The sequence below is a fragment of the Mycobacterium sp. GA-2829 genome, assembly GCF_001499965.1.
Classification (GTDB): Bacteria; Actinomycetota; Actinomycetes; order Mycobacteriales; family Mycobacteriaceae; genus Mycobacterium.
The window spans coordinates 27,953-51,626 of sequence record NZ_LQIT01000002.1 but is presented as its reverse complement, the minus strand read 5'-3'; the positions used below and the strand labels follow the sequence as shown (position 1 = coordinate 51,626).

Sequence of the window (23,674 nt, the reverse complement as noted above, 5' to 3'; positions counted from 1 at the left end):
ACCGGTTCGCGGCCCGAAGGTGATCGAAAGGTGAACGGAGAACGAAGCATTGGTACAGACCAATCTGTTGTTACCCTGTGCCCGTGTCCATCCGGGAACAGACCACCACCCTTCTCGAATCCCTGCGCGGCGTGTGGGACGAACTGGCCGTCGACGAACTCGACCATGCGCTTCAGTCGGCGGCACGCGCCCTCGACGACGGCGCGGACGATGAACTCGTGCTCGCCGCGGCGCTGCACGACATCGGGCACAGCCCGCTCCTGGCCGGGCGGTCCGCCGCCCATGACCGCCTCGCGCGCGAGTGGCTCACGCCGCGGTTCGGGGCGCGGGTGGGCTGGCTGGCCGGCGCCCACGTCGCCGCCAAACGCCATCTCGCCGCGACCGAAGCCGGTTACGCCGACGGGCTGTCCGATGTCTCGATCGCCTCGCTGCGGCGTCAGGGCGGAGCCGCCGTGGAGGACGGATGGGGCGACCATCCGTGGTGGCCCGACGCACTGCGGTTGCGCCGTTACGACGACGCCGCCAAGGACCCCGGCGCGCGGGGACTGGACATGGCGACCGTGGTGGCCCTGGCCGAACGGATCGGCAACGCGCACAGAGCCTCCGGCGCATGACGGCCCAGCAGGCACGCGCGCCGAAAACCCATCTGGTGCGCACCGAACTCGACGCACTGCTGACCGGCCTCGACGTCGGCGACGCGGTTCCGGCCGAACGAGACCTCGCGGTGCGGTTCGGGGTCGCGCGTGAGACCGTGCGCCAGGCCATGCACGAACTAATGATCGAGGGTCGGGTCGAGCGTCGCGGGCGCGGCACCGTCATCGCGAAACCGAAACTCGTGCAGCCGCTTTCGCTGAAGTCCTACACCGAGGGTGCGGTGCGGATGGGTCGCACACCCGGCCGAGTGCTGGTGTCGTGGGACGATCTGCGCGCGGACACCGAACTCGCGGCCGCACTCGATGTGCGGCGCGGCGCGAAGGTGATGCAACTCGAGCGGATACTGCTCGCCGACGGTGACCGCATCGGACTGGAGAGCACGTTCCTGTCGGTGCAGCGGTTCGGGTGGCTGCGGAACACGTTCGACCCCACCACCTCCCTCTACGCGGCGCTCCGGGCATCCGGTGTCGAGTTCGCCGCCGCGGTCGAACGGGTGGAGACCGCGTTGCCCTCCCCGCGCGAAGCGGCCCTTCTCGGCACCACCACGGCCATGCCGGTGCTGATGCTCAACCGGCGCACTGTCGACGCCGCCGACCACCCGATCGAGTTGGTGCGCGCGCTGTACCGCGGCGATCGGGTGGCCTTCGAGGCGTTGCTCGTCGACCGCTGATCCTCAGGAGCGGATGAACTCCAGCAGATCGGCGTTGATGGTGTCGGCCTGCGTGGTCGGCATCCCGTGCGGGAAGCCGGCGTAGGTCTTCAGCGTGCCGTTGGCCAGCAGCTCCGCCGACAGCGGCCCGGAGTCCTCGTACGGCACGATCTGATCGTCGTCGCCGTGCATCACTAGCACGGGGATCGTGATCTTCTTCAGGTCGTCGGTGAAGTCGGTCTGCGAGAACGCGACGATGCCGTCGTAGTGCGCCTTGGCGCCGCCCATCATGCCCTGGCGCCACCAGTTCGCGATGATCGCCTCCGACGGTTCGACGCCGGGTCGGTTGAAACCGTAGAACGGCCCCGACGGCAGTGCCCGGTAGAACTCCGACCGGTTGGCCGCGAGTTGCGCCTGCAGATCGTCGAACACCGACTTGGGCAGGCCGCCCGGGTTGCTCTCGGTCTGGACCATGAGCGGCGGCACCGCGCTGATGAGGACCGCCTTGGCTGCGCGGTCCTCGCCGTGCCGGGCCAGATAGTGCGCCACTTCCCCACCGCCGGTGGAGTGCCCGACATGGATGGCGTCGCGGAGGTCGAGGTGGCGCACCAGCGCCGCCAGATCGTCGGCGTAGTGGTCCATGTCGTGTCCGTCGGCGACCTGCGTGGACCGGCCGTGCCCGCGCCGGTCGTGCGCGATCACCCGGTAGCCCTGGTGCAGGAAGAACAACATCTGGGTGTCCCAGTCGTCGGCCGAGAGCGGCCAGCCGTGACTGAACACGATCGGTCGGCCCGAACCCCAGTCCTTGTAGAAGATCTCGACGCCGTCGTCGGTGGTGATGCTGGGCATACTCACTCCTTCGCTGGGTGGGCCGTCGGTGTGTCCGCGGCGTGAGCGGCAACGTCGCCACCCCGGGAACTTAATCCCGCGATCACTACAGTGCACACCCATGGAACCGATCGAGATCAACGCGGGCGCCTGGTATCTGCGGGCGCTGCGCGCCGATGCGCTCATGGACGACGGTCCTGCGCTGCGCGATCTCGGCGAGGACGGTCCCGATTACGTGGCGCGCGCGGCCGGCGACTGGGCGGGTGACGTCCGGTACACCTGGGCGGTGTGCGAGCCGACCACCGGCGAGATGCTCGCCGAGGTCGCGCTGAATCCGGCCACCGCGGAGATCACCTCCCGTGCCCGCACCGGCCATGAGGACGCCGCGACGGCCGCGACGGATGCGGTGCGCCGATTCGCCTGCGCCCTCGGCGGCTGAGCACAGTCAGGCCTCGTCGATGTCGACGCCGGAGGCGAGGTCACCGCACTCCACGACCACCACGTCGGCACGGCCGCGCAGGAACCACCGCGCGCCGTCGTCGCCGGACAGCGATGCCAGCAGCGCAGGCCAGTGCCTGCGCGCCACCACCACCGGGTGACCGGGTCTGCCGTGATAGCTCGCCCGCGCGATACCGCTCGGTGCCGAGCGTGCGGCGGTGAGCACGCGGCGCACCACGTCCGCGCCGACGTCGGGAGTGTCGACGATGTGCAGTGCCACCGCGTCGGCGGCGCCGACGGCGGTGACGCCCGCCCGCACCGATGCGCTCAGACCGTCACGCCAGTCGGTGGCGATCACCGCACGCGCGGGCGCAGGCACCTCCACGACGGCCGCACCGAGCACCACGATTACGTCGTCGCAGCCGCCCCCGGCCAACGCGTCGACCGCGCGGCGTAACCAGTCCCCCTCGTGCGCAAGCACTTTGGGCATCCCGAACCGGACCCCCGCGCCCGCGGCGAGCAGCACCCCGGCCGCCGACCAGTTCTCCGACATACTCCACAGTCTCACCCCGGGCCGGTGCGGCGACGACGGCAGGTGAAGCGTTCATTAAGAAAAGCCAGGTGAGCTGTCCATCACCGTCGCGTCGGCGTAGTGTCCGAACCAGGTTGAGTTCACAGCCTGCTGCAAACGTCATCGACGTAGGAGCGGGGCCGACCGCGACCCTGGCACCGACGGTTTTGAGACAGCAGGGCCGCTTTCCCTGACGTGAGCCACAGTACGAAACTCTCGACTGATGGAGTCACACCGATGTCATCGACGCTCACCCAATCGGCGATCTGCCACACCGCCCGCTTCCAGGCCGCACCGCGATCGCCGTCGGCGACCGTGGTCTCCGCACACGGGGAACTCGACGCCGTCAACGCCCAGCAGTTCGCCGACTTCGCGGTGAGCCATGCCGGGTGCGGTCTGATCCTCGACCTCATCGAGGTCGAATTCTTCAGCACAGCAGGGTTTTCCGCGCTCCACACACTCAACGTCCGGTGCGCGGAGGCCGACCTCGAGTGGACGCTCGTCCCCAGTGCCGCGGTCCGCCGGCTGCTGCAGATCTGCGATCCGGACGCCACGCTGCCGACGTCGGAAACCGTGGCCGCCGCGCTCGACACGCTCGGCGGGCAGACGCAACCGCTACTGCAACTGGTCGCGGAGGCGAGTTAGCGATTTCGCCAGCAGCCGGGACACGTGCATCTGCGAGATGCCGACGCGCTCGGCGATCTGCGTCTGGGTGAGGTTCTCGAAGAACCTCAGCAGCAGCACCATCCGCTCCCGTTCGGGCAGCGCGGCGAGCAGCGGCCGCAGCGCCTCGCGGTTCTCGATCTGATCGAGGCCCAGGTCGACGTCACCCAGTGTGTCGGCGATCGCGGGCGCATCCTCGTTACCGCTGTTGCCACCGCTGTCGATCGACAGGGTGTTGTACGAGCTGCCCGCGACCAGACCCTCGACCACCTCGTCACGGTCCATCCCGAGTTCCTCGGCGAGCTCGCTGGCCGTCGGCGCCCGGCCCAGCCGCTGGGACAACTCGGCGGTCGCCGCCCCCAGCCGCAGGTGCAGTTCCTTGAGCCGGCGCGGCACCTTCACCGACCAGCTGTTGTCGCGGAAGTGGCGGCGGACCTCACCCATGATGGTGGGCACCGCGAACGACACGAAGTCCGAGCCGGCGTCGACGTTGAAGCGGATCACCGCGTTGACCAGGCCGACGCGGGCCACCTGAACGAGGTCGTCGCGCGGTTCGCCGCGGCCGTCGAAGCGGCGCGCGATGTGGTCCGCCAGCGGCAGACAGCGTTCGACGATCCGGTCGCGCTGGCGCTGGAACGCCTGCGTGTCCGGGGTGAGCTCCTGAAGCTCCCGGAACATGGCAGCAACGTCCGAGTACTCAGAGTTCTGTCGTGGCGACGAACCCTGTGCCGACGATGGCGTCACCGCAACGAACTCGCTCGTCTCGTCGTCAGCGAGATGCCGAATACCTGCCCGTCCTCGGGCCCCCGACCGTTCGAGAAGGTGCGCACCTCGTCGGTCAGCGAGCTCAGGACATGCCAGCTGAAGCTGCCCGGCGCCAGGATGTCGGTGTTCTGACATGTGGTCGACGCGTCGACGACGACCTCGGTGTCGCGGGGATGCACGACCACCACGAGTGTCGACTTCGGCACCGCCGAGCGAATGAGCCGGGTGCACGCCTCGTCGACGGCCAACCGCAGATCGGAGACCGCGTCGAAGTCCAGATCCTCGAAGGTGCCCACCGCGGCGACGAGCGTGCGGAGCACCGCAAGATTCTCCAGCGTCGCTGACACACGCAGCTCCACCGAACGGTCGGCATTGGCCTGCCCGTTGTGCTGAGTTTCGACCTCGGCCATCTGACCTCCCGGCAATATCGAAGCGAGACTACCCCAGCCTGTTCGTCGGCTAGACATCGGCACTCGGGGAAGTCGCAGGTACGTACGTGTGACTCGGTGATCCGCCGGGTAATACCCCGGCGTGAAACCGCTTCCGTTGGTCGCACCGACGCTGTCGCGACGGCTCCTGCCGTGACCGTTTTCTCGCGCGCGTCAACCTCGTGCTCACCATGGTGTGCCTCCCATACCCCAGGCGCCGCCGGCGCCAAACCCGTAACCGCGATCACAGGTAGGTGTCGATGCGACTCCGGCGCAGCACAGTAACCGGACCCGGGTTGCGCCGCGTGCGCCGCGGCAAAGGTTTCTCCTACTACGACCAGAACGGTGAGCTCATCACCGATGCGCGCACGGTCGAGCGCATCAACGCGCTGGTGATTCCGCCGGCGTGGAAGAAGGTGTGGATCTGCCCCTACCCGAACGGCCACATCCAGGCCGTCGGCACCGACGCCGCGGGCCGGCGTCAGTACCTCTACCACCAGCGGTGGCAGGAGGAGCGCAACGAGGAGAAATTCGACCGTGTGCTGCAGATGTCCGCGGCGCTGCCGGAGATGCGCAGGCAGGTCGCCGCCGATCTGGGTGGCCGCGGGTGGAAGCGCAACCGGGTGCTGGCGCTGGCGCTGCACCTGCTCGACCTCGGGTACTTCCGCGCGGGCGGCGAGCAGTACGCCGAGGAGAACAACTCGTTCGGGATCGCCACGCTGCTGTGCGAACACGTCTCACTGCAGCGGCAGGCGGTCGAGTTCGACTATCCCGCCAAAAGCGGTGTCCGGCGCACGCTGCTCATCGACGATCCCGAGGTGGTCAAGGCGGTGCGGGCGCTGCTGCGGCACCCGGACCGGCCCGACCGCCTGCTGGCCTGCCGCACCGCCGACGGCTGGGCCGAGATCCACTCCGACGACCTCAACGTGCGGTTCAAGGAGCTCGTCGGCGACGACTACTCGGTGAAGGATCTGCGCACCTGGCACGGCACCGTGCTGGCGGCCGCGGCGTTCGTCGACGCCGACCCGCCTGTCGACAAGAAGGTGATCAAGCGGGTGGAGTCGGCGGTGATGAAGGAGGTCTCCGAGGCGCTCGGCAACACCCCGGCGGTGGCGCGGGCGTCGTATGTGGACCCGCGGGTGGTCACCGGCTACGAGAACGAGGTGACCATCGCCGCGGCGGCCCGCCGCGCGGAGCGGGCCAGACGTCCCGACGAACGGCAGGAGATCCTCGAGCGCGGCACCGCGCGGCTGATCCGCAAGGTCGCCAAGGGTCAGTAGCCGGCGCCCCTGCCGTTGGCGAGGCAGGTCAGGCCGGCTTCAGCGAGCACCGCGGGGTCGAGCAGGTTGCGGGTGTCGACGACGGCCGCACCGGGTGCCTGCTCGGCGATGCGGGCCCAGTCCAGTTCGCGGAACTGCGGCCACTCGGTCAGCACGACGATCGCGTCGGCCCCCTTGGCGGCCAGGTACGGATCGTCGACGCCCGCGATGCCCGAACGGCGCAACACCTCGGTGTCGATGTGGGCCAGTAGCGGATCGTAGGCGGTGATTTGCGCACCGCGGGAACTCAATTCGGCCGAGACGGTCAGCGCGGGCGAATCGCGCACGTCGGCGGTGCCGGCCTTGAACGTCACCCCCAGCACCGTGACGCGCGCATCGCCGATCGGGATGCCGATGGCGCGGTCGACGGCCTCGGCGATGCGCGTCGGCTGCGCGGCGTTGGTCACCCTGGCCGAGTCGACCTCGGGCAGGGTGACGCCGTGCTCGCGGGCGGTGTGCACCAGCGCCGCGGTGTCCTTGGGCAGGCAGGAGCCGCCCCAGCCGGGGCCGGGCCGCAGGAAGTGCGGACCGATCCGGATGTCGGCGCCCATACAGCGGGTGACGTCGTCGATGTCCGCGCCCGCCTGCGCACACAGCTGCGCGAGCGAGTTCGCGTACGAGATCTTCACCGCGAGGAAGGCGTTGCTGGCGTACTTGGCCAGTTCCGCGCTCTCCGGACTCATCCGCAGCACCGGCGCGGGCGGGTACAGCGCGGCGACACGGTCGGCGGCCGCCGCGTCGGCGGCGCCGATCACGATGCGGTCGGGGTCGCGGAAGTCGCCGACGGCGTGGCTCTCCCGCAGGAACTCCGGAGTCGACACGACGGGGATCCCGCACGCGCGCAGGCGTTCCCCGACCCGCCGGGTGGTGCCCACCGGGACCGTCGACTTGAGCGCCACCACCGCACCGGGGCGCAGCACACCGGCGAGGTCGGCCACGACGGCGTCGACCGCGCGCAGGTCGGCCGAACCGTCGGGCAGACTCGGGGTGGAGACGCAGACGAACACGACGTCGCGGTCGGCGACATCGGCGTACCGGGTGGTGAAGCGCAGTGTGCCGGTGGCCAGTCCGCGGTCGAGGAGTTCGGGGAGGTCCGGTTCGTCGATGGTCGGGACACCGGCGCCCAGCTGCGCGATCCGCGCCTCGTCGACGTCGACGCACACCGTGTCGTGGCCGCGTTCGGCGAAGCACACCGCACTGGTGAGCCCGACGTAGCCGGCGCCGATCACCGCGACCCGTGCGCCGCTCACACCCGTTCCCTGCGCAGCGTGTCCACGGCGTCCAGGACGTCGGAGACGGTGAGCTCCAGCAGGCCCCGGTCCGGTTCGGCGCCGTGCGGATCGCCCGCCCGGCCTGCCCACAGCACGACGTGCGGTCCCGGCCCCCGCGGACCCCACCGTCTCGGCGGGGTGGGGCCGAACAGCAGCACCGAGGGCGCCGCGGTCGCGGTGGCGATGTGCCCGACGCCGGTGTCGCCGCACACGAGCAGACGGCAGTCGCTGATCAACGCGATCAGCTCGAGGAGCCCGAGGGTGCCCGCGAGCACCGTATGGTCGGGCAGCCCCGCCTCGGCGGCCACCGTCCGGGCGAGGTCGAGTTCGCTTGTGTCACCGGTGATCACGACTTCGTGGCCCTCGGCGTGCAGCGCGGCGGCGACGGCGGCGAACCGGTCGGGCGGCCAGCGCCGCGCGGGGAACGCCGCCCCGGGATGGATGACGACGACCCCGGACCGGTCGGCGAAACCGGGTGGTCGCGCGATCCTGAGATCGTCTGCGTCGCAGGGGATCTGAGCCCATTCGAGCAGCCGGCACCAGCGGTCGACCTCGTGGACGTCGGTCGGCCAGGCCGGCCCCGGCACGTCGGGGAATGCGGGGTGGCGGTGGGTGAGGAGGGATCGTGGGTGCACGGCGCGCAGATCGTCGATGCTCTCCGGCCCGCTGCCGTGCAGGTTGACCGCCAGTGTGGGCGGGGTGCGCAGCGCCTGCAGCCGGCCCAGCCCCGCGGTCGGATGGACCGCGTCGACCGCACCGGTGAGCGCGGCCAGCTCACCAAACCGTTCGGAGGTGGCCAGCACGATGTGGGCCTCCGGGTGGGCCCGGCGCAGACCGCGCAGCGCGGGCACACCGGTGAGCAGATCGCCTAGCCCGAGCGCGCGCAACACCAGGATCGTGTCGACCTCGGTCAGGGCCATGACGACTCGGTCGAGGCAGCCACCACCAACTCCCGCACCTCGCAGCCGGCCGGCTGGGTGAGCGCGAAGATGACGGTCTCCGCGACGTTCTCGGGTTGGTTGAGCTTGGCGTCCGGCGGCGGTTTGTACTGCTCGTCGCGGTTGTCGAAGAACGCGGTGTGCATACCGCCGGGGATCAGGGTGGTCACGCCGACCTCACCGGCCAGTTCGGCGGCCAGCGCGCGGGTGAACCCGATGACGCCGAACTTCGACGCACAGTAGGCGGTGGCATCGCTGACGGCCTTGATGCCCAGCGTGGACGCGCAGGTGACGATGCGGCCGTGGGTCTCCTTGAGGTAGGGCAACGTCGACCGCACGACCGCCGCTGTGCCGAGCAGGTTGACGTGGATGACCCGCTCCCAGTCCTTGACCGAGACGTCGGCGAGCTTGCCGCACGCATCGGTGCCCGCGGCGGTGAACACGCCGTGCACCTGGCCGTCGACCCGGTCGGCGAGTTCGCGCACCGCGGTGTCGACGGCGCCGGTGTCGGAGAGGTCGCACTGCACGAACGCGATGTCGGAGCCGAGATCGGCGGGCAGCGGGTTGACGTCGATCACCAGCGGTGTGCCGCCGTGCTGCCGAACGGCTTTGACGGTGGCGGCGCCCAGTCCGGATGCGCCGCCGGTGATGAGGATGTTGCCGAGTTCGGTCATGGAGGTCCTTTCGGTTACGACCGCGCGGCGTGCGTCTGGTTGGCCGCCGCGATCAAATTGGATGAGGAGTAGCCGGCGACGGTGGGCAGCAGCACCACCTCACCGCCGTGCCTGCGCACGACGCCGGCCTCGGGGAGGTCGTTCTCGGTGTAGTCGCCGCCCTTGACCCAGATGTCGGGCCGCAGGCGTTCGAGCGCCGCCTCGGGTGAGGACTCACCGAAGATCACCACCGCGTCGACGCACGCCAGCGCGGCCAGTACCCGGGCCCGGTCCTCGGCGGCCATCACGGGCCGGCTCGGCCCCTTGAGCGCCCGCACCGATTCGTCGGAGTTGAGGAGCACCACGAGGGCGTCGCCGAGTTGCCGGGCCTGGTGCAGCAGCCGCACGTGTCCGGTGTGCAGCAGGTCGAAGCAGCCGCCGGTGGCGACCAGGGTCCCGCCCCGACGGCGCAACCGGTCGCGCACGTCGGTGATGTCGCCGGTGAGCGCGCTGGATTGGGCTGCGCCGACGCGGTTCCCACCGACCGCGACAGCGCGGGAGACCCCCACCGCACCGCCGGTTGCCACGAAGCGGCTGGCCGCCTCGACGGCGGCGGCGACGGCTGCGGATGCGTCGTCACCGGCGCCGAACGCCTGGGTCGCGGCGACGGCGAACCGGTCACCGGCGCCGCAGGTGTCGCGGCGGCCGGTGGACACCCCGGCCGCCACCGGCACTGGGATGTGCACGCTGCCCGCCTCGCTGGCGAGCACCGCTCCCCCGGCGCCGAGGGTCACGCACACCGCCTGCGCGCGCCACCGCTGGCGCAACCGTTCGGCGGAGTGCGCATCGCTGTCGCCGCGTTCGGAGAAGCGTTCGGCCTCGGACTGATTCGGGGTGACCAGCCAGCAGCCGGGCACCGGGGCGGCGCCCCGCGGGTGGGGATCCCACACCACCGGCACCCGCTCGACCACGTCGGCGAGCAGCGCCCGCACCCCCGGATGCGCCGAGACGCCGCGGCCGTAATCGGCCACGCACACCGCGCGCGCCCCGTTGACCACCGTGGCCACCTCGTCGGGCAGTTCGGCGCCCGCGGCGGTGCCGTCACCGTGGTCGAGCCGCAGCATCGACTGGCCGGCCGCCCTGATCCTGGTCTTGCACACCGTGCTCCCGCTCAACGGCAGCGCCACGACGTGGACGCCCGCCTCCTCGAGCAGCGCGGTCAGTGCCTGCCCGTCGGCGTCGTCGGCCAGTGCGGTCACCAGCACGACGTCCCGGTCGACGCGGGCGGCGAGGACGGCGGCCAGACCGGCGCCGCCGGGGCGGTGCCAGACCCGTTCGGCGTCGACCACCGGGACCGGCGCCTCGGGGCTGAGCCGGGTGGCGCTGCCCTCGACGTCGACGTCGAGCATCGAGTCACCGATGATGACGAGGGGTTCAGCCATGGGTGGCCTCCTGGCTGGTGTGGAGCAACACGTCGTCGAGGGCGATGCACAGCGCGTGCACGAGGAGCAGGTGGATCTCCTGGACGGTGGCGGTGGTGCCCGCCTCCACGCAGATCGCGTCATCGCACATGGCCGCCAACGGATTCGGTGCCGGACCCGTCAGCGCCCACGAGGTGAGCCCGAGTTCGTGGCCGGCCTTGACCGCGGCCAGGACGTTGGGGCTGGTGCCGCTGGTCGAGAGCGCGATGAGGACGTCGCCGGGGCGGCCGTGGGCGCGCACCCCGCGGGCGAAGATCTCCTCGATGCCGTAGTCGTTGCCGATCGCGGTCAGTGCGGACGTGTCGGCGTGCAGTGAGATCGCCGACATCGGCATCCGTTCCTCGTGGAACCGGCCGACCAGTTCGGCGGTCAGGTGCTGCGCCTCGGCGGCACTGCCCCCGTTGCCGCATGCCAGCAGGCGGCCGCCGGCAGGAAGCACGTCGGCGAGGTGGCGCCCCCACCCCGTCAGCCGGGGCGCCTCGACGGCGATGCGATCCACCGCCTGCGCGAGTGCGGAGATGTGGGTCTCGATCATGGTTGTCCTCCCAATCGATCGACCGCGGTGAGCAATTCGAGGTCGGTGATCCCGTCCAGGCACGGATGCCCGGGCACCGGACAGGTGCGGGCCCGGGTGAGCCGGCATGGCGCATCCTGGTCGCCGAGCCGGATCACGCTGCGACCGTAGGGCTCCCACTGGGAGGCGGGCACCACCGGCGCGAACAGCGAGACGACGGGAACGCCGACGGCGGCCGCCAGGTGTGCGGGGCCGGTGTTGGGCACCACCACCACGCGGGCGCCTGCGTAGAGCGCGGCCAGCGTCGGCAGCGCGGTGCGGCCGCCGAGGTCGACGGCCACGTCGGCGGCGACGGCCGCGGTGAGGTCGCGTTCGGCGGCGTCGCCGGTGACGAGGACCCGGTGCCCGGCGGCGGCGAGCGCGGCGACCATGGCGGCGCTGCGGTCGGCGCTCGGCCTGCGGGCGGGGACGGCGGCACCGGGGTGGAAGACCACATACGGTGCCGCGGCGGCGATCTCGGCCAGTTCACCGGTCAGCGGTGCGGGCGGGCGGATCCGCAGCGCCCCGTCGTCGCCGTCGGGCAGCGCGCAGCCGCCCGCCACGGCCAGCGACAGGGCGCGTTCGGGTTCGGGCAGCCCGTCCTCGACGTGGTGGCGGAGATCGAGCAGCGTGCCCGGATAGTCCACGCTGATCGCACCGACCCACGGCACCGAGGCCATCCGCAGGATGAGCGCCAACGGCAGCGGCGACTGGTGGAACGAGGTGAAGATGAACGCACGGTCGGGGCGGATGTCGCGCAGTTGTTTGATCAGCGCGTCGACGTGGCCCGCGGTCAGTTCGGGTGAGTCGAAATCGACCCACGGCGCCTGCCATTCGACGATCTCGTCGACACCGGGCAGCAGTTCGGCCGACGCCCGCCCGCGCGGACCGGCCAGGAAGGTCACCTCGTCGTGGGCCGCGGCAACGGCGCGCACCGCCGGACCGGTGATCAACACGTCACCGGCGCTGTCGAGTCGCGCGACCAGGGCCTTGCTCATCGGGTGTCCTTGAGCACCATCTCCACCGCGTCGGTCAGCGTCGCGGCGACCCGTGCGCGTCGGCGCGCCTCGGTGACCTCCTGCGGCAGTGTGCGTTTCGTCGGCACCAGGACGGCGTCTGCGCGCGCGTTCAGGGCGGCGTTCACATCGCCGCCGGTGTCGCCGATCATCACGCAGCGCGCCGGGTCGACGCCGAGCGCCTCGGCCGCGGCCTCGACCATGCCGGGCGCGGGTTTGCGGCAGCGGCAGCCGTCGTCGTTGTCGTGCACACAGATCTGCCACGAGTCGAACGGGCCGAGTTCGGCGTCGACGCGGGCGTTGACCGCTTCGAGCTGCTCGGTGGAGATCAACCCCTTCGCGACGCCGGACTGGTTGGTGACCACGGCCAGCATGAGGCCGCGCTCCCGCAGCTTGGTCAGCGCGTCGGCAGCGCCCGGCAACGGTCTCACCCCGGCCGGATCGTTGAGGTAGGGGTCGTCCTCGATGATGGTGTCGTCGCGGTCGAGCAGCACCGCCAGCGGCGGGTCACGGCGCGCACCGCGGAACGCCCACTCCCCGCGCAGCCGGTGGTAGACCGCCGCGGGCGGGATCAGGGCGCTGGTCAGCAGCATGCGGCCGGCCTCACCCGGCGTGCGTGGGCCCGCGAAGAAACGACGCGTGGCGAACTCCAGTGTCAGCCCCGCCCAGGCCACGGCGCCGTAGGCGGTCATCCGCCGGCTGCCTGCGAGCGCACCCAGCGCGGCGACGGCGGCCGCGGCGGTCGTCGCGGTGTGCGCGGGTAACCGACCCCGCCCCTCACCGACCGCGGTGCGCCACCGCCTGCCGTACTTGCGCCGCATCAACGCGTTGTCGCGGTTACCGATCTGGGCGCGCACACTGCTCATCAGCGTGGCCTTGGCGACCGGGTGGGTGGACCGCCTGGCGCCCTGGGCGATCGTGTTGCCGCACTGGGTGATTCGCAGTGCGATGTCGGAGTCCTCGCGGTACGCCCGGGGGAACCGCTCGTCGAACCCGCCGACCTGCACCAGCACATCGCGCCGGTAGGCCATGTCGGCGGTGATCCAGCGGGCGTCGGCGAGCCGCTGGGTGCGCTTCTCGTCGTCGGTGGCGCGGCGCCCCTCGACCGCGGGCACCTCGATGACCGCCTGCGTGCCCGCCGCGCCCGCGGTGTCGGCGCCGCGCAGATCGGCGGCCAGTGCGGTGAGCCAGCCGGGTTGGGGCACCACGTCGTCGTCGACGAAGCACACCCACCGGGTGGTGGTCGCCCGCCAGCCGACATTGCGCGCCGCCGCGGGACCGCGCCCGCCGCTGCGCAGCACCGTCACCGGCAGCGTGCCGTCCACGTGCAGCGCGGACGCATCGCGCGGGCGGTCGTCGACGACGATCACCGCGTCCGGCGGGGGCCCCGATTCGGCGGCCAGCGCGTCGAGCAACCGGTACAGCGACTCCCGGCCGATGGTCGGGACGACGATCGAGAACGATGCGGTCTTGGGCACTGTCACACCGGCCTCCGCACCAGGAACGGCCCGATCGCCAGCACGTCGATCGGGCTGCTGCCGAAGCACTCCAGCGCGTCGCGTGGACTGTCGACCATCGGGCGGCCCGCGGTGTTGAAGCTGGTGTTGACCACGACCGGCACGCCGGTCCGTTCGGCGAACCGGCTGATCGTCGCGTGCAGCATTGGCTGACTGTCGTCGACGGTCTGGATGCGCGCGGTGTTGTCGACGTGGGTGACCGCGGGGATGCGGCTGCGCCACGACTCGGCGACCTCGTGCACGAACAGCATGTAGCGGCTGGGAATCGGTCCGCCGGAGAAGATCTCGGCCGCGCGTTCGGCGAGCACCATCGGCGCCACCGGCCGGAACTGTTCGCGGCCCTTGACGGTGTTGAGTCGCTCGAGGTTCTCGATCCGGCGCGGATCGGCCAGCAGCGAGCGGTTGCCCAGCGCGCGCGGACCGAACTCCGCCCTGCCCTGGAACCAGCCGATCAGGTTGTCGTCGGCCAACGCGTCACCGACCGCGGCGGCGTAGTCGTCGGGGCGTTCGAAGGGGACCGCCGCCTCGCGCAGCGTCGCCTCGATCTCGTCGTCGGAGAACCCGCGACCCAGCGCGGCCGACGACATCGGCCGGATCGGCTCACCGGCCTCACCGGCCAGCGACAGCGCCGCACCAAGCGCCGTGCCGGAATCCCCCGCCGCGGGTTGCACCCACACGTGGTCGAACCCGCCGCGCGCGAAGATCTTCGAGTTGGCCACGCAGTTGAGCGCCACCCCGCCGGCCAGGCACAGGTTGTCGGAGTCGGTGCGCTCACGCAGCCAGCCGACCAGATCGAGCAGCACCTCCTCGACCACGAGTTGCACACTGCAGGCGAGGTCGGCGTGTTCGGGTTCGGGCCGGTCGAGTGCATGGCCCCCCTTGCCCGCACCCGCGCGGCGCTTCGGTGTGAACGACTCCCAGTCGACGGGTTCGGTGCGGAACCCGCCGTCGCCGGTCGCGTACACGAGTTCGCGCAGCCGGTCGGCGAACCGCGGCGTGCCGTAGGACGCCATCGCCATCACCTTGTACTCGTCGCTGGAGCGGGCGAAGCCCAGGTGTTCGGTCAGTTCCTCGTAGAACAAGCCGAGCGAATGCGGAAGTTCCTGCACGGCAAGCACATCGATCTTCTGATCGCGATAGGTCCCTGCCAACATGGACGCCCGTTCACCACGTCCGTCGACGACGAGCACCGCGCAGTCGGGATGCGGTGAGGCCAGCGCACTGGACGCCGCGTGTGCCACGTGATGGCGGACGTGCCGGACGATGCTGGGGTCGAGTCCGGGCAGCGCGGACTGCAGGAACCGCGGTGCGCGCTGGGCGTAGAGCGTGCGCAGGTACTCCCAGTCCCGATCGAGCCCGGCCATCCCCTCGGTGGACTCGTCCATCAGCGCGGGGTCGTAGGAGTACCCGACGGCGTCCAGATCGGCAGGCGTCAGCCCCGCCTGCTCGAGGCACCAGCGCGCCGACTGCACCGGCATCTCCCAGGTCGAGAACGGCACCGCCTGCTTACCGTGTTTGCGGCGGGAGAACCGTTCCTCCTCGGCGGCCGCCACGATCTCACCGTCCACCACGAGGGCGGCGGCCGGATCGTGGAACACCGCGTTGATGCCGAGAATTCGCATCGGTAGCTCCCTAACTCGCTGTCTTCGTCTGTGCGGCAACGTATTCGGCGGGCTCCGTACCCGCCGAGCGGAACCACTCGATGGTTTGGGCCAGCCCTTCCCGATAGGGCATCCGCGGCTCCCAACCCAACTGCTCCCGGGCCACCGCGATGTCGGGGCACCGCCGCTGCGGATCGTCCTCCACGGCGGGCAGGTACTCGATACCTGAGGACGCGCCCACCAGATCGCGGATCAGTTCGGCGACGTGCTCGACCGTCACCTCATGCGGGTTACCGAGATTGACCGGGCCGGGGTAACCCGACCGGGCCAACGCGAGCAGCCCGCCGACGGTGTCGTCGACGAAGCACAGCGATCGGGTCTGGCGGCCCGATCCGGTCACCGTGATCGGTTCGCCCGCGAGCGCCTGACGGATGAACGTCGGCACCATCCTGCCGTCGTGTGAACGCATCCGCGGACCGTAGGTGTTGAAGATGCGGGCGACGCCGACGTCGGTGCCGCGCTCACGGCGGTGGGCGAAGGTCAACGCCTCGGCGTACCGCTTGGCCTCGTCGTACACGCTGCGTGGACCGACGGGATTGACGTTGCCCCAGTAGGTTTCGGTCTGAGGATGCTCGAGCGGGTCGCCGTAGACCTCGCTGGTCGAGGCCAGCACCAGCCGGGCGCCGTGACGTTCGGCGACCTCGAGGGCGTTGGCGGTGCCCATCGCGCCGGTGTGCAGGGTGTGCACCGGCAGTCGCAGGTAGTCCGCCGGCGAGGCCGGCGAGGCCAGGTGGAAGACGACGTCCACCGGTTGACCGAAGGCGGGTCCGGTCAGCGGTTCGGTGATGTCGTGGCGGACGAAGCGGTAGTTCGGATGGTCGCGCAGGAGGTTCTCCGCATTCGGCGCGCTGGTCGACAGGTCGTCGACGCACACCACCTCCGCACCGCCCGCCAGCAGCCGTTCGCACAGGTGCCCGCCGACGAATCCGCAACCACCGAACACCAGAACCCGGGTCATGTCATGCACCACGGCGCAGTACCCCCGAAGTAGTAGGGAAAACGCTGTTTGCCCGCCACGCTGCCGGGTAGGCACAGCGACCATGGGACAACGGAACTCGCCGCGCACCACGTTCGTGATCGCCAGCCGCGACCGAGCCGATGAACTCGCCGCCGTCGTCACCCGCCTGCTGGACACCACCGACTGCCCGATCACGGTGGTGGACAACGACTCCCGTGACGATTCCGTCCCGACGGTCGAACGCCTCGCCGCACGGGCGGCGGGCCGGGTCACGCTCGTCGAACTCGACACCAACGCAGGCGCGCCTGCCCGCAACGTCGGTGTCGCGGCGAGCACCACGCCGTATGTGGCCTTCTGCGACGACGATTCGTGGTGGCAGCCCGACGCGACTGCGCTGGCCGAGCAGACGTTCGACGCCCACCCCGGGGTGGGCCTGCTCGCCGCGCGCACCATCGTGCTGCCCCGCGACGAGGAGGACGACTTCAGCCGCATGCTGGCGGACAGCCCGCTGGGGCATCCGGCGCATCTGCCGGGTCCGGCGATCCTGGGCTTCATGTCGTGCGCGGCGATCGTCCGAAGGACCGCGTTCGTCCAGGCCGGGGGGTTCTCCGAGATCCTGCACTTCCGCGGCGAGGAGATGCTGCTGGCCGTCGACATGGCCACCCTCGGCTGGGACCTGTGCTACGTCCCGGCGCTGGTGGCGATGCACCAACCGTCGCAGATCCGGGCCACCACCGCCGCGCAGGCCGCGCGGGTGTTGCGCAACGATGTGCTCACCACTTGGCTGCGCCGCCCCGCCGGCCGGTGCCTGAAGGCCGCAGGATCCCTGTTCACCGCCTCGCTGCGGGACGCCGAACACGCAAGGGCCGCAGGCGAAGCCGTGCAACGGCTGCCCGCCGTGCTGCGTGCGCGCCGTCGGCTGCCCGACCGCGTGGAGCGCGCGCTCGATCTGCTGGAGACCGCGTGAGGACCTCATACCGACGTGGCGGTCGACGTCGCCGATGAGCCGGCCTGCTCGTACGCGTCGGGCACCAGCCGGTCGTAGATCCGCAGGGTGTCGGCCGCGATCCGGTCCCACGAGTATCGGGCCTTGGCACGGTCGCGCCCCGCCGCGCCGAGGCTCTGCCGGAGGAACTCGTCGTGGAGGAGCGTGTTGATCGCGTCGGCGACCTCGGCGGGCCGCTTGGGCGTGACGAGCCGTCCGGTCACATCGTGCACGACGGTGTCGAGCATCCCGCCGACCGCGGCGGCCACCACCGGCACACCGCACGCCATCGCTTCGAGCGGGACGATGCCGAACGGTTCGTACCACGGGGTGCACGCCACGACGTCGGCCGAGCGCAGCACTGCGGGCATGTCCGCGCGGGCCACCGCGCCCTGGAACACCACCCGGTCGCTGACCCCGAGTTGTTCGGCCAGTTCGCGCAGCCGCCGGGCCTCCGGGTCGGCCTCCACCTCGGCCCGGTCGGGCCCGCCGACGAGCACGAGTTCGGTGTCGGGGATCCCGGGCAGCGCCCGGACCACGACGTCGAAACCCTTGCGCGGCACGAACCGTCCGACGCTGACGATGCGGTGCCGGGCTCCGCGCTCGGCGCAGGGGCCGTCGGGGGTGAACAGGTCGAGGTCGACACCGCACGGCACCACCGAGATCCGGTTGCGTGACCGCCCGAGCCGCATGAGCTCGAACACCTCGTCGGTGCAGGTCGCGGCCACCCAGGTCGCGGTGCGGGCCACCATGGCCTCGAGTTTCAGTCGGTCCTCGGGGCTGGTGTCGAGTGAACCCTGATGCCTGCGCTTCACCACGCCGAGCGCGTGAAACGTCTGCACGGCGGGCAGGTCGAGGTGGCGTGCGGCCAGCTGGGTGGCCAACCCCGACATCCAGAAGTGCGCATGTGCCACGTCGGGGCGGTCGACGCTCCACTGTCGGTCGAGGAACTGCGCGAACGGGCCCATGTGGACCAGCAGTTCGTCTTTGGGCAGCTGCCGCGCGGGCCCGGCGGGCACGTGCACCACCGTGTAACCCTGTGCGGTGGTGACCCGTTCGGGCAGCTCGGGGTCGTCACGGCGGGTGTAGACACTGACCTCGTGGCCGCGGCGCGCCAGCGCGGCCGACAATTCGGCCACGTGGACGTTCTGACCACCGGCGTCCACTCCACCGAGGGCCGCCAACGGGCTGGCATGTTCGGAAACCATCGCGATCTTCATGCGGTTCCTCTCTGCGATGTCATCTGCAGCAGGTCTCGATCAACCGGTCCCAGTCGCGCAGGAACCGGTCGAGCGAGAAGTGCGCCATCGCGAAGTCGCGTGCCGCCTTGCCCGCGGCTGCCGCCGCGGACGGATCGGACACGAACCCTTCCAAGGCCGATGCCAGCGTCTCGACATCGGCACTCACCACACCGGCCTCGGCCGGCACCACCAGCGGCGCCATCGTCGAGGCGACGGCCACCACCGGCATACCGAGGAACATCGCCTCCAACAGCGACAACCCCAGCGAAGTCCACCGCGCGGTGTGCAGATACACCCGGCGGCGCGGTACGGCGGCCCACAGCCGCGGACCAGGGAGATCACCCTGCGCGCGGACGCCCGGCCAGCCCTTGTCGTCCAGCGCCGGGGTTCCGATCCCCCACACGTCGATCGGCACGCGCGCGCCCAGCGGCGCGAGCAGGTCGGCCCCGACGGTGCGCCACCTGCGGAGCGGTTCGTTGATCATGGTCGCCGCGGCCGCGATCTCACCGGTGTAGCGCATACCGGGATCGGCGATGCCGTGGTCGATCACCAGCGTGGGGGCCACGCCGTTGTCCCACATCAACCGGTTGAAGTCGGTGACGTGCACGATCGGGATGTCGTCGCGCTCGGCCAGCGGGTGCACGCTGTCGACGGTCAGTGGCCGCGGCGCGTTGTGTTCGACGAAGACGGCGGCCAGGTCCCGGCCCGGTCGCCGACCCGTCCAGCGTTCGGTGAGTTCGAGCTCCTCGGGGCGCTGCAGGACCACCAGGTCGATGTCCTCGTCGCGCAGCCGGTCGGCCTCGACCTCGCGGGCGTTCGGCCAGTCGCGCCCGAGCAGTCCACGGCCGTCGGCGTCCTTGGCCGCGGTCACCGGGACGAGGTACCGGTGGCCGCCGGACACCAGCGCCTGCAGCCACGAGCCGTGCACGTGCCACGCGAGAATCGAGCGCTGCTCTCCGCATGACATGACGCGGTCGTACCCGGGCCCTCTTGGGGTAAACGTCGAACGTTAGAGATTTTCGCGAAGCGGATGCGGCCCGCTTCGCGAACCGGACGCCGCTGTTTGACGGCGTGGTGACGGGATATCCGGCGGCCATGGCTGAAAACGCACCGACGCCCGACGGCGTGATCCCCTATCCCGGCGACACCTCGCAGATGTCCGAGCAGCCCCGCGACGAGATGCGCGACTACGTCGGCCGCGATCTGCTCGCCGGTAAGCGCGCGCTGATCACCGGCGGCGATTCGGGGATCGGCCGGGCGGTCGCGGTCGCCTTCGCCAAGGAGGGCGCCGACGTGGCGATCGCCTACCTGGAGGAGCACGCCGACGCCGAACACACCGCGGCGCTGGTGGAGCAGTGTGGCCGTCGCAGTCTGCTGCTGCCCGGCGACCTCGCCGACGCCGAACAGTGCCGCACGGTGGTGCGCCGTACCGTCGACGAGTTCGGCGGACTCGACATCGTCGTCAACAACGTCGCCTACCAGAACCCGACCGAATCGTTCACCGACATCAGCGACGAGCAGTGGCGTCGGACGTTCGCGGTGAACATCGACAGCTTCTTCCACGTCACCAAGGCCGCCCTCGCACACCTGCCCGACGGCGGCGCGATCATCAACACCAGCTCGATCAACGGGCTGCGCGGCAACAAGACGCTGATGGACTACTCGGCGACCAAGGGCGCGGTGCTGGCGCTGACGTACTCGCTGGCGCAGTCACTGGCCGAACGCCAGATCCGCGTCAACTGCGTGGCGCCCGGCCCGGTGTGGACGCCGCTCATCCCGGCCACGATGGGCGAGGACAAGACCGAGGACTTCGGCGCCCAGACACCTTTCGGTCGCGCGGCCCAGCCCGACGAGATCGCCCCGTCGTATGTGTTCTTCGCCGCCGGGCAGATGTCGTCGTACTACAGCGGTGAGGTGCTCGCCCCCATCGGCGGCGAGACGCTGCCCGGGTGACCGTTTAGTCGCCGGACCCCTTGGGCACCCAGCAGTCACGTGTTCGACCAAGCCGAAAGGTGAGTATGACCGAGAAGAACAGTGGTCCCGAAGAAGGCATCAAGGGCGTCGTCGAGGACGTCAAGGGCAAGGCCAAGGAGGGTGTCGGCACGGTGACCGGCCGTGACGACATGGTCCGCGAGGGCAAGGCCCAGCAGGACAAGGCCGACGCGCAGCAGGACGCGGCGCAGAAGGAAGCCGAGGCCGAATCGGCCCGTGCCGGCGCGAAGGCTGCCGAAGAGCGGCAGAAGAGCGAACAGTAGTCATGCCACGAGAAAGGGCCCAGCCGATTCGGCTGGGCCCTTTTCGTATCTCCGTCAGCGGGACGGATGCTGCCGTTCGACATCGGGATGTTCTGCATACCAACGCTCTTCGATGCCCTTGACCCGACGGTGCTCGATCAGGAGCCAGGCACCGGCCACCACCAGCACCACGGCGGAGATGCAGCCGAGTACCACACCCACCGTGTGGTTGGAGGTGGCGTGCGCGGCGAGTGCGGCGACGAACGACACGAGCGCGACCCCGAGAAGGATCAGCGCAGGCAGGTTCTTGGTGTCCTTCATCGTCTCGCCGGCGTGCGGACGGGTCGTCCGTGCATGGTCGACAGGATCGTCTGGACTCTTCATGGGTAATCCTCCTTCGGCACCACTACACCTACCCGGTGCCCACTACGGCGAAACGGAAACGGCGGCGGGTCAGCCCAGCACTGCGGGGCCCGCCAGCACCGGTGCGGCGGTCGCGGCGGTGAGCATCAGCGCCAACAGGAACAGCCCGGCCGCCTGCCAGGCCCACCAGTTCTCGGTGCGTGCGCGGTACTGCAGCGCCCGAGCGAACGACCGCACCGCACCCGCCAGCAGGATGGCGGGCGCACCGAGCGCGAGCAGGCCCCGTTGGGGTGCACCGCAGGCCAGGGCGTCGGCCACCGACCCACTGCAGGTACTCACCCACACCGCGGCGACGCCGAGGAAGGCGCCGCCCAGCAGGGCGACCATCATCGTCGCGCGCACCACCGCGCGGACATCGACGCCTTCGCGCACATCGTGCGGGTTCTGGAACACCGTGCACCTACTCGAACTCTGCCCAACGCTGACGCAGAAGAAATTCCCCCAGGTCACAGAGAGATAAACCTGCCCGCCGCCGTGGCGTCGGCAACATCTGCCCGCGCCGTCGGTGCCCGGCCGTACGATCCGGCCGTGTCCCGCAGCAGTCGCGTCAAACTCTATGCCGCGCTGGGTGTCGCATCGGGTCTGTGCGCCCACGTGCTCGGCACCCCGTTCGGGCTCGCCGTGGCCGTCGCCGTTGTGGTTCCACTGCTGGTCGCCGCGGCGCCGCGGTTCGTGTGGGGCGCGATCACCGGAGCGGCCACCGCGTCGCCGGGGCCCGAGGAGGACATGTCGGGTACGGAGTTCGAGGACCACGTCGCCCGCATCGCCCGCTCCTGCGGGGTCCCGGTGATCATGACCCCGCTGACCGGGGACTGGGGTGTCGACCTCATCCTGGGCGTGCGTCCCAACCGGGTGGCGGTGCAGTGCAAACGTCAATCCCGTCCGGTCGGGGCCGGCGCGGTCCAGGAGGTCGTCGCCGGGGCGCCGATGCAGGACTGTGTCCGCACCATGGTCGTCACGAACAACGAATTCACCCCTGCGGCACGCAAACTCGCCGAACGCCACGGCTGCGAGCTCGTCGGCCGCGACGAGTTGCCCCGGCTGCGGTCGACGATCCGGCGCATCACCGCAGACGGCGTCAGCTCAGGGCGCGACGCACCGCGTCCACCGCGGCGTCGAGTTCCTCCCGCGACACCGTCAGCGCCGGACGGAAGCGCACCGAATCCGCCCCGCTGGCCAGCATGATCACGCGCTGGTCCCACAGGCGGGCGATCAACGCGTCGCGCTTCTCCGGCGTCGGCAGGCTGAACGCGCACATCAGGCCGCGACCACGGACGTCGCGTACCAGGTCGGGGTGTTCGGCGGCGAGCTGCTCGAGCCGCGCCAGCAGATAGCCGCCGGCGTGTGCGGCACGCTCCACCAGATCCTCGGATTCGACGACCTCGAGGATCCGCCGCGCCCGCACCATGTCGGTGAGGTTGCCGCCCCAGGTGGAGTTGATCCGCGAGCTCACCGCGAACACGTTGTCGGCGACCTCGTCGACCCGTCGGCCCGCCATCACCCCGCACACCTGGGTCTTCTTGCCGAATGCGACGACATCAGGGGTGATGCCCAATTGTTGGTAGGCCCACGGCGTTCCGGTGATCCCGCAGCCGGTCTGCACCTCGTCGACGATGAGCAGCGCATCGTACTCGTCGCACAACGTGCGCATCGCGGCGAAGAACTCGGGCCGGAAGTGCCGGTCGCCGCCCTCACCCTGGATCGGCTCGGCGATGAAGCAGGCGATGTCATGTGGGTGGGCCTCGAACGCCGCACGCGCCTGCCGCAGCGATTCCGCCTCGAGGTCGGCCATGGCGGCGGCGTCGAATCCGGGCCGCAGGTACGGTGCGTCGATGCGCGGCCAGTCGAACTTCGGGAACCGCGCCACCTTGTTCGGGTCGGTGTTGGTCAACGACAGCGTGTACCCGCTGCGACCGTGGAACGCCCCGCGCAGGTGCATCACCCGTGTGCCGAGATCCGGTGACAGTCCGCGACTTTCGTTGAGACGGCTCTTCCAGTCGAAGGCCACCTTCAGCGCGTTCTCGACCGCGAGCGCACCGCCGTCGACGAAGAACAGGTGGGGTAGCGCAGGATCCCCGAGTACGCGACTGAACGTGTCGACGAACCGGGCCATCGGCACCGAGTACACGTCGGAGTTGCTGGGTTTGTTCACCGCGGTCCGAGCCAGTTCGGCGCGGAAGTCGTCGTCGGCGGCGAGTGCGGGGTGGTTCATGCCCAGCGCTGACGACGCGAAGAACGTGAACATGTCGAGGTAGCGCTCACCGGTGCGGGCGTCGACGAGCCAGGACCCTGCCGACCGGTCGAGGTCGAGCACCAGATCGAGACCGTCGGCGAGGATGCTGCGGGCGAGCACCGCGTGGACGTCGTCGGGACGGACATCCGCAGCAGCACGTGTCAACATGTCGGTCATGACGCCATCATACCGTAT

Annotated in this window: 26 protein-coding genes and 1 pseudogene; 9 read left to right on the top strand and 18 right to left on the bottom strand. The window is 70.6% G+C overall.

Annotation, left to right across the window (positions count from 1 at the left end):
• The first annotated feature begins 83 nt into the window (after positions 1-83).
• Positions 84-614, top strand: coding sequence for a hypothetical protein (locus tag AU194_RS02095; RefSeq protein ID WP_059087678.1), 531 nt, complete (start codon positions 84-86; stop codon positions 612-614).
• Positions 611-1,324 (top strand): GntR family transcriptional regulator, encoded by a 714-nt coding sequence (locus AU194_RS02090; RefSeq protein WP_059087570.1) that lies wholly within the window; start codon positions 611-613, stop codon positions 1,322-1,324. Before AU194_RS02095 ends, AU194_RS02090 begins: the two co-directional genes overlap by 4 nt.
• A 3-nt stretch (positions 1,325-1,327) precedes the next feature.
• Here the strand turns inward: AU194_RS02090 and AU194_RS02085 are convergent, their stop codons facing one another.
• A complete protein-coding gene (locus tag AU194_RS02085) occupies positions 1,328-2,152 on the bottom strand; it encodes an alpha/beta fold hydrolase (protein WP_059087569.1) in 825 nt (274 codons plus the stop codon).
• Between the two features lie 100 nt (positions 2,153-2,252).
• Between AU194_RS02085 and AU194_RS02080 the strand changes: the two genes are divergently transcribed.
• Positions 2,253-2,570 carry a hypothetical protein gene (locus AU194_RS02080; protein ID WP_059087568.1) on the top strand — a complete coding sequence of 106 codons (318 nt, stop codon included), beginning with the start codon at positions 2,253-2,255 and terminating at the stop codon, positions 2,568-2,570.
• A 6-nt stretch (positions 2,571-2,576) separates the two neighbouring features.
• Here the strand turns inward: AU194_RS02080 and AU194_RS02075 are convergent, their stop codons facing one another.
• A complete protein-coding gene (locus AU194_RS02075; protein ID WP_059087567.1) occupies positions 2,577-3,122 on the bottom strand; it encodes an NTP transferase domain-containing protein in 546 nt (181 codons plus the stop codon).
• A 255-nt stretch (positions 3,123-3,377) separates the two neighbouring features.
• Here AU194_RS02075 and AU194_RS02070 point away from each other — a divergent pair, with 255 nt between their 5' ends.
• A complete protein-coding gene (locus AU194_RS02070) occupies positions 3,378-3,785 on the top strand; it encodes an STAS domain-containing protein (RefSeq protein ID WP_059087566.1) in 408 nt (135 codons plus the stop codon).
• Here the strand turns inward: AU194_RS02070 and AU194_RS02065 are convergent.
• Positions 3,756-4,547 carry an RNA polymerase sigma factor SigF gene (locus AU194_RS02065; protein WP_059087565.1) on the bottom strand — a complete coding sequence of 264 codons (792 nt, stop codon included), beginning with the start codon at positions 4,545-4,547 and terminating at the stop codon, positions 3,756-3,758. The two genes, AU194_RS02070 and AU194_RS02065, sit on opposite strands and share 30 nt — an antisense overlap.
• Positions 4,544-4,978: an ATP-binding protein gene (locus AU194_RS02060; protein WP_059087564.1), complete on the bottom strand. Its 435-nt coding sequence runs from the start codon at positions 4,976-4,978 to the stop codon at positions 4,544-4,546. The genes AU194_RS02065 and AU194_RS02060 overlap by 4 nt, the downstream gene beginning before the upstream one ends.
• Before the next feature lie 278 nt (positions 4,979-5,256).
• Between AU194_RS02060 and AU194_RS02055 the strand changes: the two genes are divergently transcribed.
• Positions 5,257-6,276 carry a DNA topoisomerase IB gene (locus AU194_RS02055; RefSeq protein ID WP_059087677.1) on the top strand — a complete coding sequence of 340 codons (1,020 nt, stop codon included), beginning with the start codon at positions 5,257-5,259 and terminating at the stop codon, positions 6,274-6,276.
• Here the strand turns inward: AU194_RS02055 and AU194_RS02050 are convergent.
• The 9 genes from AU194_RS02050 to AU194_RS02010 are packed head-to-tail and all read right to left on the bottom strand — an operon-like array spanning position 6,270 to position 16,363.
• Entirely contained in the window at positions 6,270-7,565 is a 1,296-nt protein-coding gene (locus AU194_RS02050) for a UDP-glucose/GDP-mannose dehydrogenase family protein (protein ID WP_059087563.1), read from the bottom strand. The genes AU194_RS02055 and AU194_RS02050 overlap by 7 nt on opposite strands.
• On the bottom strand, positions 7,562-8,506 hold the full coding sequence (locus AU194_RS02045; protein ID WP_059087562.1) for a glycosyltransferase family 9 protein: 945 nt from the start codon (positions 8,504-8,506) through the stop codon (positions 7,562-7,564). Before AU194_RS02045 ends, AU194_RS02050 begins: the two co-directional genes overlap by 4 nt.
• The gene (locus AU194_RS02040; RefSeq protein ID WP_059087561.1) at positions 8,497-9,198 is read right to left on the bottom strand and encodes an SDR family oxidoreductase; all 702 of its coding nucleotides are present in this window, start codon (positions 9,196-9,198) and stop codon (positions 8,497-8,499) included. Before AU194_RS02040 ends, AU194_RS02045 begins: the two co-directional genes overlap by 10 nt.
• A 14-nt stretch (positions 9,199-9,212) precedes the next feature.
• Entirely contained in the window at positions 9,213-10,619 is a 1,407-nt protein-coding gene (locus tag AU194_RS02035) for a PfkB family carbohydrate kinase (protein ID WP_059087560.1), read from the bottom strand.
• Positions 10,612-11,193 (bottom strand): SIS domain-containing protein, encoded by a 582-nt coding sequence (locus AU194_RS02030; RefSeq protein WP_059087559.1) that lies wholly within the window; start codon positions 11,191-11,193, stop codon positions 10,612-10,614. The genes AU194_RS02035 and AU194_RS02030 overlap by 8 nt, the downstream gene beginning before the upstream one ends.
• A complete protein-coding gene (locus AU194_RS02025) occupies positions 11,190-12,209 on the bottom strand; it encodes a glycosyltransferase family 9 protein (RefSeq protein WP_082698437.1) in 1,020 nt (339 codons plus the stop codon). The genes AU194_RS02030 and AU194_RS02025 overlap by 4 nt, the downstream gene beginning before the upstream one ends.
• Positions 12,206-13,711: an HAD-IIIA family hydrolase gene (locus AU194_RS02020; RefSeq protein ID WP_231743123.1), complete on the bottom strand. Its 1,506-nt coding sequence runs from the start codon at positions 13,709-13,711 to the stop codon at positions 12,206-12,208. Before AU194_RS02020 ends, AU194_RS02025 begins: the two co-directional genes overlap by 4 nt.
• Complete coding sequence (locus tag AU194_RS02015; RefSeq protein ID WP_059087557.1) at positions 13,708-15,366, bottom strand: carbamoyltransferase C-terminal domain-containing protein; 1,659 nt, start codon at positions 15,364-15,366, stop codon at positions 13,708-13,710. Before AU194_RS02015 ends, AU194_RS02020 begins: the two co-directional genes overlap by 4 nt.
• A 10-nt stretch (positions 15,367-15,376) precedes the next feature.
• A complete protein-coding gene (locus AU194_RS02010; RefSeq protein WP_059087675.1) occupies positions 15,377-16,363 on the bottom strand; it encodes an NAD-dependent epimerase/dehydratase family protein in 987 nt (328 codons plus the stop codon).
• An 82-nt stretch (positions 16,364-16,445) separates the two neighbouring features.
• On the opposite strand from AU194_RS02010, the gene AU194_RS32105 reads away from it, so the two are divergent.
• Complete coding sequence (locus AU194_RS32105) at positions 16,446-17,330, top strand: glycosyltransferase family 2 protein (RefSeq protein ID WP_059087556.1); 885 nt, start codon at positions 16,446-16,448, stop codon at positions 17,328-17,330.
• Between the two features lie 5 nt (positions 17,331-17,335).
• Here the strand turns inward: AU194_RS32105 and AU194_RS02000 are convergent, their stop codons facing one another.
• Together AU194_RS02000 and AU194_RS01995 are read right to left on the bottom strand one after the other, a co-directional pair.
• Positions 17,336-18,568 carry a glycosyltransferase gene (locus tag AU194_RS02000; RefSeq protein ID WP_059087555.1) on the bottom strand — a complete coding sequence of 411 codons (1,233 nt, stop codon included), beginning with the start codon at positions 18,566-18,568 and terminating at the stop codon, positions 17,336-17,338.
• Between the two features lie 19 nt (positions 18,569-18,587).
• Positions 18,588-19,556 (bottom strand): glycosyltransferase, encoded by a 969-nt coding sequence (locus tag AU194_RS01995; protein ID WP_059087554.1) that lies wholly within the window; start codon positions 19,554-19,556, stop codon positions 18,588-18,590.
• Between the two features lie 128 nt (positions 19,557-19,684).
• On the opposite strand from AU194_RS01995, the gene AU194_RS01990 reads away from it, so the two are divergent.
• Positions 19,685-20,542, top strand: coding sequence for an SDR family oxidoreductase (locus AU194_RS01990; protein WP_059087553.1), 858 nt, complete (start codon positions 19,685-19,687; stop codon positions 20,540-20,542).
• A gap of 65 nt (positions 20,543-20,607) precedes the next feature.
• Positions 20,608-20,844: a CsbD family protein gene (locus tag AU194_RS01985; RefSeq protein ID WP_059087552.1), complete on the top strand. Its 237-nt coding sequence runs from the start codon at positions 20,608-20,610 to the stop codon at positions 20,842-20,844.
• 54 nt (positions 20,845-20,898) lie between these two features.
• Here the strand turns inward: AU194_RS01985 and usfY are convergent, their stop codons facing one another.
• Both usfY and AU194_RS01975 read right to left on the bottom strand, forming a co-directional pair.
• Positions 20,899-21,207: a protein UsfY gene (usfY, locus tag AU194_RS01980; RefSeq protein ID WP_059087551.1), complete on the bottom strand. Its 309-nt coding sequence runs from the start codon at positions 21,205-21,207 to the stop codon at positions 20,899-20,901.
• A 69-nt stretch (positions 21,208-21,276) separates the two neighbouring features.
• Positions 21,277-21,639, bottom strand: a complete 363-nt coding sequence (locus AU194_RS01975) for a hypothetical protein (protein WP_059087550.1) — start codon at positions 21,637-21,639, stop codon at positions 21,277-21,279.
• A gap of 171 nt (positions 21,640-21,810) precedes the next feature.
• On the opposite strand from AU194_RS01975, the pseudogene AU194_RS01970 reads away from it, so the two are divergent.
• Positions 21,811-22,323 (top strand): annotated as a pseudogene (locus AU194_RS01970) (restriction endonuclease); the annotation flags it as partial.
• A gap of 1 nt (position 22,324) precedes the next feature.
• Here AU194_RS01970 and lat read toward each other — a convergent pair.
• Positions 22,325-23,656: an L-lysine 6-transaminase gene (gene lat / locus AU194_RS01965; protein ID WP_059087548.1), complete on the bottom strand. Its 1,332-nt coding sequence runs from the start codon at positions 23,654-23,656 to the stop codon at positions 22,325-22,327.
• Between the last annotated feature and the right edge of the window lie 18 nt (positions 23,657-23,674).

What these genes read in the sequence shown, in the direction of transcription:
- AU194_RS02090 (WP_059087570.1), top strand. Translation starts at nt 611, where the DNA reads ATGACGGCCCAGCAGGCACGCGCGCCGAAAACCCATCTGGTGCGCACC.
- AU194_RS02085 (WP_059087569.1), bottom strand. Translation starts at nt 2,152, where the DNA reads ATGCCCAGCATCACCACCGACGACGGCGTCGAGATCTTCTACAAGGAC.
- AU194_RS02080 (WP_059087568.1), top strand. Translation starts at nt 2,253, where the DNA reads ATGGAACCGATCGAGATCAACGCGGGCGCCTGGTATCTGCGGGCGCTG.
- AU194_RS02075 (WP_059087567.1), bottom strand. Translation starts at nt 3,122, where the DNA reads ATGTCGGAGAACTGGTCGGCGGCCGGGGTGCTGCTCGCCGCGGGCGCG.
- AU194_RS02070 (WP_059087566.1), top strand. Translation starts at nt 3,378, where the DNA reads ATGTCATCGACGCTCACCCAATCGGCGATCTGCCACACCGCCCGCTTC.
- AU194_RS02060 (WP_059087564.1), bottom strand. Translation starts at nt 4,978, where the DNA reads ATGGCCGAGGTCGAAACTCAGCACAACGGGCAGGCCAATGCCGACCGT.
- AU194_RS02055 (WP_059087677.1), top strand. Translation starts at nt 5,257, where the DNA reads ATGCGACTCCGGCGCAGCACAGTAACCGGACCCGGGTTGCGCCGCGTG.
- AU194_RS02045 (WP_059087562.1), bottom strand. Translation starts at nt 8,506, where the DNA reads ATGGCCCTGACCGAGGTCGACACGATCCTGGTGTTGCGCGCGCTCGGG.
- AU194_RS02040 (WP_059087561.1), bottom strand. Translation starts at nt 9,198, where the DNA reads ATGACCGAACTCGGCAACATCCTCATCACCGGCGGCGCATCCGGACTG.
- AU194_RS02035 (WP_059087560.1), bottom strand. Translation starts at nt 10,619, where the DNA reads ATGGCTGAACCCCTCGTCATCATCGGTGACTCGATGCTCGACGTCGAC.
- AU194_RS02030 (WP_059087559.1), bottom strand. Translation starts at nt 11,193, where the DNA reads ATGATCGAGACCCACATCTCCGCACTCGCGCAGGCGGTGGATCGCATC.
- AU194_RS02025 (WP_082698437.1), bottom strand. Translation starts at nt 12,209, where the DNA reads ATGAGCAAGGCCCTGGTCGCGCGACTCGACAGCGCCGGTGACGTGTTG.
- AU194_RS02015 (WP_059087557.1), bottom strand. Translation starts at nt 15,366, where the DNA reads ATGCGAATTCTCGGCATCAACGCGGTGTTCCACGATCCGGCCGCCGCC.
- AU194_RS02010 (WP_059087675.1), bottom strand. Translation starts at nt 16,363, where the DNA reads ATGACCCGGGTTCTGGTGTTCGGTGGTTGCGGATTCGTCGGCGGGCAC.
- AU194_RS32105 (WP_059087556.1), top strand. Translation starts at nt 16,446, where the DNA reads ATGGGACAACGGAACTCGCCGCGCACCACGTTCGTGATCGCCAGCCGC.
- AU194_RS02000 (WP_059087555.1), bottom strand. Translation starts at nt 18,568, where the DNA reads ATGAAGATCGCGATGGTTTCCGAACATGCCAGCCCGTTGGCGGCCCTC.
- AU194_RS01995 (WP_059087554.1), bottom strand. Translation starts at nt 19,556, where the DNA reads ATGTCATGCGGAGAGCAGCGCTCGATTCTCGCGTGGCACGTGCACGGC.
- AU194_RS01990 (WP_059087553.1), top strand. Translation starts at nt 19,685, where the DNA reads ATGGCTGAAAACGCACCGACGCCCGACGGCGTGATCCCCTATCCCGGC.
- AU194_RS01985 (WP_059087552.1), top strand. Translation starts at nt 20,608, where the DNA reads ATGACCGAGAAGAACAGTGGTCCCGAAGAAGGCATCAAGGGCGTCGTC.
- usfY (WP_059087551.1), bottom strand. Translation starts at nt 21,207, where the DNA reads ATGAAGAGTCCAGACGATCCTGTCGACCATGCACGGACGACCCGTCCG.
- lat (WP_059087548.1), bottom strand. Translation starts at nt 23,656, where the DNA reads ATGACCGACATGTTGACACGTGCTGCTGCGGATGTCCGTCCCGACGAC.